20 protein-coding genes are annotated in these 15,260 nt (G+C 36.2%); 3 read left to right on the forward strand and 17 right to left on the reverse strand.

Annotated elements, in window-relative coordinates; translation table 11 throughout:
• Positions 1-2 precede the first annotated feature (2 nt).
• Positions 3-467, forward strand: coding sequence for a GyrI-like domain-containing protein (locus tag LRP81_RS05180; RefSeq protein ID WP_230500195.1), 465 nt, complete (start codon positions 3-5; stop codon positions 465-467).
• A 13-nt stretch (positions 468-480) separates the two neighbouring features.
• A complete protein-coding gene (locus tag LRP81_RS05185) occupies positions 481-879 on the forward strand; it encodes a VOC family protein (protein WP_230500196.1) in 399 nt (132 codons plus the stop codon).
• 107 nt (positions 880-986) lie between these two features.
• Here LRP81_RS05185 and LRP81_RS05190 read toward each other — a convergent pair whose 3' ends face one another.
• The 17 genes from LRP81_RS05190 to cpaB form a co-directional block, all read right to left on the reverse strand.
• Positions 987-1,520: a hypothetical protein gene (locus tag LRP81_RS05190; protein WP_230500197.1), complete on the reverse strand. Its 534-nt coding sequence runs from the start codon at positions 1,518-1,520 to the stop codon at positions 987-989.
• 32 nt (positions 1,521-1,552) lie between these two features.
• Positions 1,553-1,804: a hypothetical protein gene (locus tag LRP81_RS05195; protein WP_230500198.1), complete on the reverse strand. Its 252-nt coding sequence runs from the start codon at positions 1,802-1,804 to the stop codon at positions 1,553-1,555.
• Between the two features lie 422 nt (positions 1,805-2,226).
• Positions 2,227-2,424, reverse strand: a complete 198-nt coding sequence (locus LRP81_RS05200; RefSeq protein WP_230500199.1) for a hypothetical protein — start codon at positions 2,422-2,424, stop codon at positions 2,227-2,229.
• A gap of 15 nt (positions 2,425-2,439) precedes the next feature.
• Positions 2,440-3,126, reverse strand: a complete 687-nt coding sequence (locus LRP81_RS05205) for a hypothetical protein (RefSeq protein WP_230500200.1) — start codon at positions 3,124-3,126, stop codon at positions 2,440-2,442.
• Between the two features lies 1 nt (position 3,127).
• Positions 3,128-3,295, reverse strand: a complete 168-nt coding sequence (locus LRP81_RS05210; RefSeq protein ID WP_230500201.1) for a hypothetical protein — start codon at positions 3,293-3,295, stop codon at positions 3,128-3,130.
• Between the two features lie 21 nt (positions 3,296-3,316).
• On the reverse strand, positions 3,317-3,805 hold the full coding sequence (locus tag LRP81_RS05215) for a hypothetical protein (protein ID WP_230500202.1): 489 nt from the start codon (positions 3,803-3,805) through the stop codon (positions 3,317-3,319).
• 143 nt (positions 3,806-3,948) lie between these two features.
• Positions 3,949-4,770: a hypothetical protein gene (locus tag LRP81_RS05220; protein ID WP_230500203.1), complete on the reverse strand. Its 822-nt coding sequence runs from the start codon at positions 4,768-4,770 to the stop codon at positions 3,949-3,951.
• A gap of 42 nt (positions 4,771-4,812) precedes the next feature.
• Positions 4,813-6,048: a hypothetical protein gene (locus LRP81_RS05225; protein WP_230500204.1), complete on the reverse strand. Its 1,236-nt coding sequence runs from the start codon at positions 6,046-6,048 to the stop codon at positions 4,813-4,815.
• Positions 6,049-6,119: 71 nt separating this feature from the next.
• A complete protein-coding gene (locus LRP81_RS05230) occupies positions 6,120-6,785 on the reverse strand; it encodes a Tad domain-containing protein (RefSeq protein ID WP_230500205.1) in 666 nt (221 codons plus the stop codon).
• A 1-nt stretch (position 6,786) separates the two neighbouring features.
• The gene (locus tag LRP81_RS05235) at positions 6,787-7,185 is read right to left on the reverse strand and encodes a TadE/TadG family type IV pilus assembly protein (protein ID WP_230500206.1); all 399 of its coding nucleotides are present in this window, start codon (positions 7,183-7,185) and stop codon (positions 6,787-6,789) included.
• A gap of 83 nt (positions 7,186-7,268) precedes the next feature.
• Positions 7,269-8,690, reverse strand: a complete 1,422-nt coding sequence (locus tag LRP81_RS05240; RefSeq protein WP_230500207.1) for a vWA domain-containing protein — start codon at positions 8,688-8,690, stop codon at positions 7,269-7,271.
• A gap of 6 nt (positions 8,691-8,696) precedes the next feature.
• Positions 8,697-8,930, reverse strand: a complete 234-nt coding sequence (locus LRP81_RS05245) for a hypothetical protein (RefSeq protein WP_230500208.1) — start codon at positions 8,928-8,930, stop codon at positions 8,697-8,699.
• 126 nt (positions 8,931-9,056) lie between these two features.
• Positions 9,057-9,992 (reverse strand): type II secretion system F family protein, encoded by a 936-nt coding sequence (locus LRP81_RS05250; protein WP_230500209.1) that lies wholly within the window; start codon positions 9,990-9,992, stop codon positions 9,057-9,059.
• A gap of 4 nt (positions 9,993-9,996) precedes the next feature.
• Positions 9,997-10,926 (reverse strand): type II secretion system F family protein, encoded by a 930-nt coding sequence (locus tag LRP81_RS05255; RefSeq protein ID WP_230500210.1) that lies wholly within the window; start codon positions 10,924-10,926, stop codon positions 9,997-9,999.
• A complete protein-coding gene (locus LRP81_RS05260; protein ID WP_230500211.1) occupies positions 10,923-12,266 on the reverse strand; it encodes a CpaF family protein in 1,344 nt (447 codons plus the stop codon). Before LRP81_RS05260 ends, LRP81_RS05255 begins: the two co-directional genes overlap by 4 nt.
• Positions 12,267-12,296: 30 nt before the next feature.
• Complete coding sequence (locus LRP81_RS05265) at positions 12,297-13,460, reverse strand: AAA family ATPase (protein WP_230500212.1); 1,164 nt, start codon at positions 13,458-13,460, stop codon at positions 12,297-12,299.
• Between the two features lie 15 nt (positions 13,461-13,475).
• Entirely contained in the window at positions 13,476-14,291 is an 816-nt protein-coding gene (cpaB, locus tag LRP81_RS05270; protein ID WP_230500213.1) for a Flp pilus assembly protein CpaB, read from the reverse strand.
• A 502-nt stretch (positions 14,292-14,793) separates the two neighbouring features.
• On the opposite strand from cpaB, the gene LRP81_RS05275 reads away from it, so the two are divergent.
• The gene (locus LRP81_RS05275) at positions 14,794-15,186 is read left to right on the forward strand and encodes a RidA family protein (RefSeq protein WP_230500214.1); all 393 of its coding nucleotides are present in this window, start codon (positions 14,794-14,796) and stop codon (positions 15,184-15,186) included.
• Positions 15,187-15,260 lie beyond the last annotated feature (74 nt).

A 15,260-nucleotide genomic window follows, 5' to 3' on the forward strand; every position in this document is an offset into this window, starting at 1 on the left:
GAATGATTTTTGATAAAAAAATAATGGAGCTTGGAGCATTGAATTTAGTAGGGTTCAGAGTATGGTGTGAACCAAATGAATATCCAAAGGAAATCGGTCAGGCTTCAAAGCAGTTAGATAGGCGCATAAATGAAATTAAGAATCGGATTAATCCTGACAAACGATATGGTGCCTTTATCGTTGATCCTTCCACTCCACAAGAAGATGGATACTGGGTTGCAGTTGCGGTAGCTGCAATTGAAAATACACCAGATGATATGGTCTCTATCATCATTCCACCTCAAAAATATGCTGCCGCTACATACCATGGTTCTAATAAAAATATTTTCGAAGCATATGATCACCTTCACACATGGGCCCATTCTCATGGATGGGAGAGAAAAACGGACAAGTGGCATATTGAAATTTTTTCAGACTGGGAAGACCAAGACAAGCTAGAGGTACAACTATTAGATACGATACAATAAGGAGGCAGTTCCTATGGAAGAAAGATTAGTTAGAATTGGCACGACCTATTTACCTGTAACCAATGTGGAACGCTCTGCTGATTGGTATGTGAGCATGCTTGGGGCAGAACTGACCTATCAAGATCAGGACAAGGCGATTATTAACCTTGCAAATCAAAGTATATTTCTAGTAAAATCACCCGATCATCAAAGTGCAAACTTCATAGATAGTTATGGAAATGAGCAATTCTCTATTACATTTGAAGTGGATGGCTTAAAAGCATTAGAAGAGCTTCGCCTAAGTTTTATTACTAATGGCATTCAAACCGGGGAAATCGAAAACCGCGGGCATGCAGGACGAAACTTCGTATTTCAAGATTTAGACGGAAACAAGTTTGATGTGTGGAGCGAACTCAGCCTTCATTGGAAATAAGCTAGCAGGAAGCATAAGACTAGAATAGTTCTTATGCTTCCTACTTACAATCTCTCGGTTTACTTCCATCCACTTCCGTTTTGTCCTTTTGCAATTGATTTTTTTTATTAATTTCTCAAATAAGGAAGAAGGTTTTTTTGTGTACTTTTATTGACCATATCCCTATAAACCTCTATCCACTTATCTGCTCCATTTTCTTCGGAGGAATAGCTTACTTTATTCCCATCATAGTCTTTTAAATGAACACTATGCGCTTTTCGTAATATATTCATTGCTTTTGTTCCAACTGATTCTTTCAATAGTTTTATTAAATCCTCCTTAGAGCTATCTACCTCTTCCAACCAAGATATCGTCTTTTTCACTTCTTCTTCATTCTCCAATTGAGTAACAGCTATAATAAACTGACCTTTACTGAATGACTCTGTATACTCGCTAACAGTTCGAAGGTCTTCCTCTGTAAAATAACCAACCTCATCCAAAATACGATTTTGAATATCTCTAATTTTATTAACTATTTCTTCTTGACCTTTTCTAGTGATGACGACTGTCTGAAAGCTTTTCAACGTCGCTTTTGTAAACTCTGGAGATGATTCATCAACTAATTCCCCTAAAAAATCAACCACCAACTCAAATGGCTTCATGGACTTTCTTGTTTTCGGAATCATAACAGTAATTACAGCATTAATATAGTTATTGTATGATTGAATCCTATGTAAGGTTGAATTGCCTCGTCTTTTGGAACCAACTCCCCTTCTTCCGATAAAATGACTCCTCCCACGCTTTTTCCAAAGCGTAGATAATCTACATGAAGGTAAATTTTATCTTCATATTTAAAAGCATATTTATAAATGTCCGTACTTTCTAGGAACTTCTTTTTGTTGTTTATTGATTGATTTATTATAGATGTGAGTGGGGTTTTAAACATAAAAACTTTACTCCTTTATATTTATTAAACAACCATTCTTATTAATTTATTTCTTACTATACTAATTTCTTAGTCCTGACAATATATTGTCTCTTGTACTTTGACGAACAATATCACGATATACTTCTTTAATTATCGTGTTAATTAAAGAATGCAACAGCTTGTTCAAGTGGTTTTAGGGATTTTCTTGTTTCAGGAAGGATGATTCTTATTACTGAATGTATGTGGCAAAGTAGGGTTAATGCTTGAATAGCTTCTTCTCGAGGTATAAACTCTCCATCTTCAGATAAAATTAAGTCCCTTTTTAATTTTGGAGTAGAGTTAACTTTAAATATAGTAATTCACCACTTTTCATAAAAAAATAAGTAAAGGGACGTAACTCATACTCCCCTTATGGGAGAAGAAGAGCCGTCCCTTTCTCCTTACATTCCTCGTTGTCTAATTTGGTTTATATGATTTTTACGCATAAAAGGGAGTGCAATAGCTACAATGATAATTCCCCATGGTGGAGTAGCTTCGTCTATTAGATAAAGTATAGCCGATAAAGGTAAGATGACAGCATAGATTAGACTCATCATAACTTTATAAAAAAGGCGCCATTTCTTTTCTTTCTTAGACATCGGGAGTTCTCCTTTCTAGTGAGCAGTAAACATGTCTTTGTACCATCCGTTAAATTTGAGGGTTAGGATTATGATACCAATCGGATATACAACACTTGCAATGATTAGTTTAGCGATAAGAACTCCGAAGTAACTATCGGTGAAGTTAATTGCCAGCATCGTAATAGACATACTCAGAACTGTATCAAATACTCCAATTAATACAAGAATGAGAAGAATAGCGAAGAAATGTTTTTTTGCCAGACTTGCAGCCCGTGAAAAACCTTTTTTCCATCCAAATCCACTTTTTGTCCAAACGTATGGGACAAAATAAAAGAATACTAATAGGACAATACCAGGAATTAAAAATAGTGTACTTCCCAAAACAACCATTAATGTGAAAATAGCGCTAAACATAAAATAAATGAATGCATTATCTAAAAAAGTATGAAAAGACTTCCTTACTAATCTTTCCTCGCCTTCGTCTTCCAATAGTACAAATTTTATATATGGAACTTGAATAATAGTCAAGACTAATAAACTCATAAACGCATTTGCGAAATCACCCAAAATCATAATATCGTCGACAGTTGTTACCGCATAGATATAATTAACAAAGAATGTTTGAAGTAACATTAATGGAAGCATAATAATAAACGCAAACAAAAGAAACTTATCAAAATACTGTGTATAGATACCTATACCTTGTTTTAATGTTTTCATATTAGTTCCTCAATACTGGTTTTATATTTTTTTCCGTACTTTTTTTCACCATATTTCGGTAAACTTCTAACCATTTTTCTGCTGCCTCCATAATATTACTAGGGTATGTAACACTTTTTCCATCATAATCTACCATATGAACTTGGTGTGCCTTCTTCAAGATATTCATAGGTTTATCTGCTACCGTTTCCTAAAGGATTCTTATCAATCTTTTGTTATTGCTAGTTGATTTTTCTAACCAGCCGTTCATTTTAACCTCTTCTACATGTCCTAATAATGTCCTAGCAATAATGAATTGACCCTTTGTGAAAGCTTCGCAATGTTCTATAACCTTTTCTAAATCAACTACTGTTAAATACCCAATATTATCTAAGATATTGTCCTGAATATCCCTTATTTTATAGACAAGCTCTCCTTGCCCTTTTCGTGTTTTTACAAAAGTTTCATAACTTTTTAAAGTTCTTTGAACATACTCAGGAGAATCGTTATCTATTAGCTTACTTAATTGAGTTACTACTTCTTCGTATGGGTCTATTGATTTTCTAGTTTCAGGAACCATGATATCAATGACATCTTGAATTAAGGAATTATTTTGGTTAAAAATGAATGCAGGCTGCAATACCTCTTTTCCAGGTATGATTTCCCCGTTCTCTCCCAATATCTCTAGTATATCCAACATGTAAGTACATCTTATTGTTATACTTTAAAGCAAAATTAAAACAACTGCTTTCTCCAATACTTTTTTCTTCATTTTTATTGACTAGGTTGTATTTGATGAAGAATTTATTTTATACATTAATACCATCCATATATTTGTTTATATTAATTTCTTAATCCCGGTAAGACATTATCTTTCGTGCTTTGATAAACAATATCACGATATACTTCTAAATACTTCTTAACTCCCTCTTCCCCTGGCGGATATAAAACCTCCTTATGATAATAGTCACTTGATTGTTCTTTGTATGCTTTTTTTAAGATACTAATAGTACTCTCACCTATACTATCTTCTAGTAATCTGATTAATTTTTCATTATTACTTTTGTTTTCTTTTAACCAGTATATTGTTTGTTCTACATCTTTGATGTGATCTAGCCGTACCCTAGCAAGTTTAAACTGACCGACATTAAATGATTCACAATACTCTCGCATAGCTTGTAAATCCTCTTCGGTGAAATAGCCAACTTCATCTAAAACTTTGTTTTGAATGTCTCTGATTTTGTATATAATTTCACTTTGAACTTTTCTTATTTCCAACACTCTTTTAAAGTTGTGGTGTGTGCTATTAACAAACTCTAGTCCGCCCTCTACCTCAAGTTCGTTAAATAAAGCAACTACTTCTTCAAACGGTTTTAGTGACTTCCTTGTTTCTGGAATCATAATGTTAATTACCCCGTCAATATAATTGTTGAAATGACTATGAAAAGTTAGAGCCTGAATGGCTTCTTCTCTAGGAATAATGTCACCATCTTTAGATAAAATTAGCGTTCCCTTTTTCTTATTCCCGTACGTTAAGAAATCAACGTTTAAGTAAATCTTATCCTTGAATTTTAATGCATAATCATATAGATCTGTTTTTTCTAAAAGCTTTTTCTTACTATTAATTGCTCTTTTTATTTTTGAGGTACGCTGAATTTTATACATTAAGTAAACCTCTTTCAACAAGTATTAGAATTGTTTTCAAATCTATTTAAACCAAGATGCTATTTTACTACCTACATTCTTTATCCCATTTCCTATATTCTTAACAGTATTGACTGCAGTATCTTTAATTTTCCGCCAGTTTCTTGCAGCTTTATAGACAACGCTCCCAAGAGATAGAACCGTACCGACAGCTAGTAAACCAGCTGCAACTACTTGCCCACCTGGTATCATCGCTACCGGAGCAGCCAATCCTGAAATAACACCACCTGCACTACCAATGGTATTCATAATTGCATCCGCCCTATCCCAGCCTGATGTGCCTTGAATAGATTGGGCATTATTCCAAGTATCTGCTACGGAGAATGGCAGAAGCGCAGTAGAGACAATTGCATTTGTGGCAGAAAAGCTTTTAACAGATCCTGCCATTTGAAGCGCATCATCAATTCTTCCTGCCCTGGAAAGGTCTCTTATATTTCTTAGAGTTGAATAATCACTTATAGCATCATATGCTTTTTTGGAACTATCCACTACATCCTTAACCATAAAGGCACTGTCAAAGAAGTCGTTACCCTTGGTAAAGGTTTTTACCCCCGAAAGGAACATCCCTTTCTGAAAGTCTGTAAAGTTTCTCAATGCATCTGCATCATCAGCCCTGACCATTTTGTCTGCGAAGTTTACTGTTGAACCAACTATATCTTTTGATATAAATTTTATTGCATCGTACGTTGATGGTCCAGTGGAAGAACCAGAATCAGAACCTGTTCCTGGTGCAGCAGTTTCTACACTTGATGGAGAGTTTCCTGCGTATTGGTCATTACCATTGTTTTGAGACGGATTGTTTATGGATGGCTGGTCTTGATCAGGAATCGGCATTGGCCCTTGAGCAGGGGGAGAATTAGCAGAAGTGTTTCCTTCTAGTCCCCCTGTTGGGCCGCCTCCCTGCCCTTGAAGCTCAAGGTCCCACTGTTCAAGCTCCCAAGCAATAAGTTCATAATTCCTTACTTCCCATGGGGTTAAATCAGGATTGTTATTTAGTTCCCAGGCAACCATTTGGTGTTGAGTGAGAACCCATTGTCTTAACTCCCATTTTTGGAGATCTGTTGACGACGGATTCCATTCTCTCATTTCTGTTGGTGGTTCAGGTTCCCATTTTTTTAATTCCCAAGGCTTTGGTGTCCATGGTTTTGGACTCCAAGCATCTGCTGTATGCACAAAGGGGACGACGCTTGTCATGAAAAAAATAGCAATTGCAGCAAAGGCTATAAATATTCTTTTCATTTTTTATCCTCCGTTAGATGGGGCCGCAAGTAGCTAAGTTGAATGTCTATAGTTGTAGACTTCCCATTTATTTAATATTGTCTTTTCCAATTACGCCATTGACTGTCATTCATTTGTTTTAGAAAAACAAATGTGGGACTAACACTTGATTGTTTGACATAGCGATTTCGTTCGGGAATGTATTGATCAAATTGTAAGGCTGTAAAACGAACGGATGTTGTCACTTCAATGCGATAATTATTAGTAAATTCAATTTCAGTACCATCCAAATGTCCGTCATTGTTACGGATTGTTCGCTCCACTGCTTGAGGTATTTCCGCCTTTGCATTATTGAGCGCCAGCTCTATGTAATCCTTTAAAAACGGATTGTTGGACTTTAATTCTTCTTCTAGCACTTCGTTCACAGCTTTTAAATTGAGCTCAAATTCTAACCAATCTGACGTTCCTCTTAATTGCTGCTTTCTTTCTTCAATCTTGTCTTGCAAATTTTCCGCATCAATTAGTTCGTCAATGAAACCTGGAAGGGATCTATCATAATTTTCAATTTCCTCCACTAACTTTTCATAGAGTACAGATGCAGCTGCTAAACTAGCTTGGTCAGAATAATTAGAAGCCGACTCCTTTACAACAAACACTTTAGCAAAATGAAAGACTAGGAGAAATAGCAGTGACATGACAGCAAATATGCCAAGTGTCAGTAGAATAACATTACCTCTTTGATCTTTTAAACTTTTCATATCAATCTAAAACCCTTCCACTTACTGTCCTGGATATATTAACAGATGGTGTATTCCGAACCCACTTTTTGGGGATGAAAACAAGCTCTAAATCAGCATGAACGGTAACTTGAAATTCCTGTGAACCTGAGTAATTGTTCACAGAGACACTTCTGTATTTAAGGTTACTTCCTGCCTGCAATGTATCGCGTGCAGCAGTCCTTGCCTCCGATTCTCTTGCCGATAGCGAGAATGCTTTTGCAGCATCATTGGCAGCGGATTGGGTAACAATGACACCATAGGCACTAATCATAAATTGCCAAAGAATGATTACCATAAGGAGCATTAACGGTAGCATCCCCAAAAATTCTATCGTTAATGACCCTTTTTCGTTTTCCTTCCACCCTTTTATCCAATGCATGTGCTCATCCTCCTGGTTTGCCTATTAAACTTGGAAATATAGCTGAATAGAAGGGGATACCTTCTATTCAGGATATTTAGTGATTATTGACGATTCTGCTTATATATCTCGTTAACTTCTTTCATCATTGAATTGTAGTTATCTTTGTTCAATTCAAATAGTTTACTATACAAGTCTCCTACTTCATTTTCTTGTATTTTACGTTTTTCTCTTAATTCTTCCTGCATCCAATCTCTTTGCTCATACGAAATTTTATTTTCAATACTTAAGTTTGTAATGGCTGTACTTGCTGATAAGAAAAATTCGATGTTATTAGACATCCAATTTTGTTGCCAATGTGCCACACTCCAGAAATTATCACTATAATTTCCCATTATTTCATCTCTTGATTTTAGATGCCATGCCTGCCATTTCCTTACTTCTTCTATTGATTTCGTAAATTGTTCATTTAATTGAGATTGATTTTGGGCATCTGCGTAATTTCCATCAGCTGCCTCAGCAATTTTCTTTAATTGCTCTCCTTCTTCAGAACTTACTCCAAAGCCAATTATATTAACAACAGGATCAATACCAGATGCTTTTATTGTTTTTGCAGCTTCAACAGGATTTCCGTCACAGGTTTCAATTCCATCACTGACGAAGTAGATGATGTTCCGACTATTCTCTGCACTGAATTTCTTTAAATCTTCTGCTGATTGCAGCAATGCATCAGCCAATGGTGTCCAACCAGCTGGCTGAATAGGATTTAACGCATTGTTAAAATTACTTTCATTATATTGACCAATTTCATATATTAAATCGTTTGCTTTACAAGACAATTGTTTATCGGTATCAGAACCTGATCCTTCATGACCATACACCCGCAATCCAACATTTGCATCCTCAGGCAAAGAAGCAACATATTTACTAATTGCTTCTTTCGCAATTTCCATCATCGTTTTATCTCCAATATAATTACCCATGCTTCCACTTGCATCTAGTGCAATAACTACATTGTATTGTTCTTTTTGGAGATTTTGATCGATTACCTCATCTGGGTTATCGGAGTTAAGTATTTCCATCGATTCAATTAATGAATCCGGAGACTCATAATCTACTTTAAATAGACTATAAATATAGTTAAGATATTGCGCCACTTCCTCTTCACTTGCATCTTCGGCTAAAGCAGGAAGTGTTTTCAAATAATCTTTCACTTCATCTGTAGTGCTTTTAATATGAGCAAATTCCCCTACAGGATAGTTGACAACTCCTTCAATCGTTTCAGGTATTGTATCTGCATTACGAATTGTTTCTAAAAGCTCTTCGTTTTCCACATTATTATCGGCTACTTCTTGGGTGGTATCTTCTTCCACTTCATTATCCTTTGGCTCTTCAGAAGCAGTATCCTCAGGGTTATTTGTTTCTGCATCTGTATTTCCTGTTGAATTATTTTGGCAACCTCCAAGGATGAGCAGGATAGAAAGAAGCACTAGCAAGAAGATATTTTTCGCTAGGGTTCCTCTCATAAACGATTACTCATTCCCAACTCGATTAATTAATTCAGAAATCTTGCTTACCATCGTACTAGCAATATTTCCTCCATTCCCATCCATTGCACTTGCAACTGCCGCCATTAAGAAAAGAATAACCAAAGCCAGCGCTACCCACTCAATTGTTTGTGCTCCACGCTCATTATTTACCACACTTTTAGCTTGCTCCATTACACCTTGAACTTTCTCTACCATAGTTTGCATTAATTTTTTCATTTTTATTTCCTCCTATAAAAATAGTATTTTGTCAAAATCAAACTTGTCACTTTTAGTTCTAATACTTTCTTGGAAAATTAAGTGAATAGTAGTTATCTCTACATCACTCCTCTCAAGAATATTGTTTTAGAGCATATCCAAAATGTTGTTATCACCGTAAATAAGGTTCAATACCACCAGACCTAAAATAAAGAGCATGATTGTTGGTGCGATGACAAAAGAGGTAATGAGGGTTACTTTAGGTGAGGCTTTTGCCGCTTTTTCTTTCACCTGCTCGATACTTACCTTTCTGATTTCCTCCGCCTGTATTCGGAAGGTTGTAGAGACAGGTACACCAAGCTTTGTACCTTGTAATAATGATTTAATAAAATTCTGAAAATCTACATTGTCATTTCTTTCTAACATGTCAGCGTAGGCTCTTTCTCTAGGAACTCCGATATTAATTTCACTCATTAGTCTGGCAAATTCATCTCGAATTGGACCATTAAAATGTAGGATGGTTTCCCTGATTGCTTGATCAAGTCCTGCTCCCGCCTGAAGACTAATTGTGACCGTATCTAGAAAATCTGGTAGGTCTCTTCGCAATTGATTTTGTCTTTCTTTTGCTTTGGAGCGAATCCAAATAATTGGTAGAAAAAAGCCAAGGAAAGGTAGGGCTACAAATAGTATATTTGAAAAAGGCAAACCAAGAATGACCGATGTTGCCCCTGCCAAAAACCCTAAAATGAAGAATACTATCTTGGACCCCTGCAATCTTCCTATTGTTAATTCATAAGGATATCCTGCCTTTTTTAAAATGATTGCCAGATCAGCTGATTCACTAAAAAAGTTAATACGCTCTCCTAGTGAGGCAAAATCATCTGCATATTTTGATATTTTTGCAATTAGCTTACTTACTCGTGTAGTTCTTTCAGGCTTTCCCAAATAGGAGCTTTCCACAATTACTTCATTAAGATGATTTGTGAGAAGTTTCTTCTTCGTGTTGTATGTATAAATATTGACTAAGCCTAGTAAAATACATAGCCAGAACATGATTACAATTACTAAAATTAAAGAATCCATTCATCTACACCCTTATATTTGTAACTGCGCGAACGAGTACAAATGAGATTATTAATCCAATGGTAAAGATTATTAACAATATCATTCCTGGTAAGGTAAAAATAGGGCTAATAAAACCATCCATTACTGTATTCATCATAAAAATCATGACGATTGGCATTGCTGGGAGAATGTAAGAGATAAACCTTTGTTCGGCTGTCATCGTTTTAATGGTTTGTTTTAAGATTTTTCGTTCATCAAGTGTTCTTGCCATTTCATCTAGAACGGCCGAAAGATTTCCACCAGATTTCCGTTGAATTAGGATGGTTGCAACAAATAATTTAAACTCTTTTGTTGGAACTCTTCTTTCGAGTTGTTTTAGAACACGCTCCATATCCACTCCTAGGCGTAGGTTATGAGCCATGTTTTTAAATTCTTCTCCTGCAGGTCCTCCAACCTCTCCTGCAACGACTTCGACCGCTTGATTGATCGTTAATCCTGCCTTTGTACTATTGGCCATCATTCGGCAAACTTCTGAGAGCTGATCACTCATTCTGTCCATGTATTTATTTTTACGAATGATGAAAAATAGGAAATTCGAACAAATACTAATGATGCCTCCAACTAAAAAACTAGTAAAAAAACTCATATTCATTACAGTGAACATAAAGATTCCTATTGCAAATCCAATTAATATTAAAATGGCATAAAACTCTGAAGGTAAAAGTGTAACATTTGCTTGCAGGAGCTTTTCTTTTACTTTCGCTGCTTGTTTGGAAGTGTCAAATCGATCCCCTATGGTAGAGATAAAGCTTGTGCGCTCTTGATTCTTCTGGAAATGGGCACCAAATACTTGCTTGATCTCTTTTTTCTCTTTTCGAAATCCTAGATATGCGTACATTCCCCATATAAAAAGCAAAGCAGCTAAGCCTGCTAAAGAGGCTTCAAACATCATAGGGCTTTCACCTCCATTTGATGAAACATTTGCTCATCAATTTCCAATCCATACATTTTCAACCTTTTTAAACATGCTGGAATCTTACCTGTTGGTCCATAATAGCCGTCTGCTTTGCCATTTTCCTTAATTCCAGTTCGGTAGAAACGGAAAATTTCGACTATTTCCATATCACCGTCGGAAGTTCTATGTACTTCTGAAATACTTGTGATTCGACGACTTCCATCTGTTAGGCGTTCCCCTTGAACGATAAAATCAAGTGCTCCAAGGATGTATTCTCTTATTACAGATGTAGGCAAATCCATACCTGCCATGATGACCATCCCTTCAACTCTTCGAAGTGCATCAAATGGAGAATTGGCATGAATAGTTGTTAAGGATCCTTCGTGTCCTGTGTTCATCGCTTGCAGCATATCAAATGCTTCAGAGCCACGAACCTCTCCGACGATAATACGATCCGGTCGCATCCTTAGAGCATTTTTCACTAGATGCCTAATCGTAATTTCACCTTTGCCTTCGACGTTTTGTGGTCTAGCTTCCAAACCAACAACATTCGGCTTGTCGAGGCGTAATTCTGCGGAATCTTCTATCGTAATGACTCGTTCATTTTGTGGAATGGAACTACCTAGAACGTTTAGTAATGTGGTTTTCCCACTACCTGTACCACCAGAAATTAAGATATTATGCTTTGCTTTTACAACAGCTTCCAAGAATGACGACATTTCCTCACTTAGAGAGTCAAATTGGAGTAAATCCTGCATTTTAAACGGATCCTGTCTAAATTTACGAATAGAAACAAGCGGACCATTTAAACTGATAGGTGGAATTACTGCGTTTACACGACTTCCATCTGGCAATCTGGCATCAACCATTGGTGAACTTTCGTCAATCCTTCTTCCAATTGGAGCAACAATTCGGTCAATAACGTGACGGATATGTTTATCATCTCTAAACGTAATAGAGGAAAGCTCCAATCTCCCTTTACGCTCCACATACACTTCTTGATGACCATTAATGAGAATTTCGGTGACGGAAGGATCACTAAGCACCGATTCAAGCGGACCGTAACCAACCGATTCATCAATGATTCTAGAGATCAATAACTCTTTATCATGCCTAGAAATAATGACCTTTTCTTCACTCATAAATTGAGAGATTAATTGCTCAATCCGCAACCGCATTTCCCCTTGGGACATACTGGTCAGCACTTCTAAGTTTGATTCTTTAAGAATACGAGTTTTATAGTGATCTACTAACTCATTAATATATGGATTTTCGTATAAAGTTCTTTCTGTTTTTTTTCTGCTAGAACTTTTCCCTTTTCTATCAAAAATTGACATCCATATTCATTCCTTCATTATCCATTTTTCTTACTCAATCATTCCGCTAACCCATTTTCTAATATTTTTAGCAAATGGAATTATTTTCTTTTCATCCGCTTCTTTTCGTAATGGTTCACTTTTATTAACAAACGATTGAACCCCTTTTATATCTCGCTTCAACTGTACTGCAGTTGGATACTGAAGCACATCCTTGACATCATTAGGCTTAATTTCATTCTCTCTTCCAACTTCATTAAATACGAGCTGCACCCGTTCTTTCATATCCAAGCCTAACCTTGCAAAAAGCAATTCCACTTGCTTCAACATGCTAATAGATGGTGTATCCAAATTTAATACGTAGAAGATTTTATCTGATTCCTCCAAGGCTGTGAGTGTTTGTTCATTCATTATCACTGGAAGGTCAATAAGGACGAAATCATAGCTTCGGCGGCATGTTCGAATAAGCTTAGAAATAAATTGATCATTTAAACTCTCCGCAACCTCCGCATCTCTAGGACTCAATAAAACCTCAAGTTTGGAAAAAGGCTCTCGTTCTGAAACATTGCGGATATGGGATTCATTTAACTCATCTAAAACTGGGAGTAAATCTGCGATAGATCGGTTAGACTCAATAGATAGAAATGTTTCTACCCCACCATATTGTAAATTTAAATCAATTAACAATACTTGAGCGGTTGATTCAAATTTCAATGTTTGAGCAAACGTGGAAGAGATCAGTGTTCTACCACTTCCTCCTTTACCGCTGTAAAAAGAGATTACCTGGCCTCGACCTCGCTTAAATGTTTGCTGCGTCGCTGCTGTTTCTTCATATTGTGATTTACGCTCTGTGGCAGTATGCAAAATACTTTCTAATCTGCCATTAAATAATGTCCATTCATCTGGAAAGACAAAGAAATCAGTCGCACCAGCTCGCGTAACAAGTCTCAAAAGTTGGAAGTTTTGTGAACCAGCTATAAATATCACCATTGCCATTGGATTTTCCTGATGAATATACTCAATGGCATCCACACACGACGATTCATCTTCCGTTTGAACCACAAAAACCAAATCAGGAGAAAGTCTATCAAACTCCCCTTTTAACTCCTTGTAACTCACTATTTCCATTTGACCCTCTTCCGAAAGAACTCGATGAAGCTGATCTGCAATCACTTCTTCTTCACTAACGATTAACATTTTCAGTTTATCTTTCATCTTTCCGTCCCCCATCTAGTTGTTGCCGTCATTATCTTTTTCTTTGTCATCTTCTTTCTCTTTATCTTTTTCCTTATCATTCTCTTCTTTATTCGCTTCTTCTTTGTTTCTATCATCTATTTTCTCTTCTTCATTAGATGCTTCGTTGTTTGTTTCTTCATCTACTATCTCTTCTTCAGGCACTTCTTCTACTTCTTCACCTGTATCATTTATCGCATTTCCATTGCCTACGTTCGCTTTAAGTATACGGATGCTGTCTGCGTAATTTTGCATATGTATGAGTTTAGGTGCATCTTCTGAGTTGATTTCAACCGCAATACCAGAGAAGTCCCCACCGCTTTTTACTTCACCGGCAACCAAAACGTCTGTCATAAAAATTTCTGTTTTGGAATCACCGTCGAATTTGTGAGAAACAATGATGTCCACACGATCCAATGCTTCTAAGCGTTCATCAAATCTTACTCTCTCCGTTTGGCTTATTGTAACAATACGGTTGTTCTCTTCCCGGATACTATCAATGGGTTTAATCATACTGGAAGTAATTAGCTCCCCTTCTGAAAGTGGAACCACTGATACCCTGTTCGCAAGTTCTGAAACATCGGTTATGTGGGATTCATTCACAAATCGATTTGGAATGTCCGTGGTTGTTACTTGATTAGGCTGAATGACCGCCCTTGATGGGATATTCTCTGCTGCTATATAGACTTTTGTCATACCACCAAGCTCGGTATTAATTGCACTTACCTTTTGCAAAAACAGAAATCCTGCTGCAACAGCAAGCAGTAAAGATAACGTTAAAAAGATAATGGCTCTTCTTTTAGACTCCAACATACGTATTCCCAACCTCTTTCTGGCAAATTTTCATTATTTTGTTAACAAAAATAATCTCTTTTGGATATTAATACCACATTAGTCAAACTTGAAAACTATTTTTTTGAAAATTACTAACATTTTTTCGCTTACTATTTAGTACCATGTGTTCAAAAATTGGTCAATCTCGCATGACTATTGTCGAATTTTGTCTAGTAAATACATCCTAAATTTCGCCATATGACCTTGTGACTTGCCTCCCGTTATTATCTCTAATTCAAAATAATTTTCTCCTTTTTCCTGTTTGTATATGTAAAATAAACCCATTATTATTTCAATACCATTACACAATGTGAAAAACATTAAAAAAAATAGGTAAAAAGTTCTGTTTTTTGAAAAACAGAATTTGTAAGCCCACTTCTAGCTCTTTCAATGACAAATTTCCATCTAAATGAAATAATATTATTTAGAGAGAAATGTCTCCACTTCTTTTATTGTTTGTAATTCAGAAAGGATGGTTTAGTTGAAAATTGTTAGAAATCCTGAAGCTGTACACCAACCAGTAGCACCTTATGTTCACCAAATAGAAGTAACAGGGCCGAATAGATGGTTAACATTGTCTGGACAATTAGGCATGAGAGTCGATGGTACTGTACCTGAAGAACCGATAGAACAGTTAAAAGTGGCACTAAGTAATGTCCAGAAGAACCTTATAGCAGCAGGTATGGATGTTCAAGATTTGACAAAGGTAGTCTTTTATTTAGTAGGAGAATATGACATTGATGCAAGGAGAAAAGTGATAAGCGATTTTTTTGAAAATCATCTTCCATGTACAACACTTCTGTATGTTGCCGGTTTAGCAGCACCAGCATTCAAAGTAGAAATCGACGCTTGGGCTTGCAAAGGAATAGAATAATAAAAAAATGGGGTCTAGAAATTTACTTAGCCCCATTTTTTTTATGCTCTATTTCTTCACCTTTTGCAATGCAG

The organism is Sutcliffiella rhizosphaerae (assembly GCF_917563925.1).
Classification (GTDB): domain Bacteria; phylum Bacillota; class Bacilli; order Bacillales; family Bacillaceae_I; genus Sutcliffiella_A; species Sutcliffiella_A rhizosphaerae.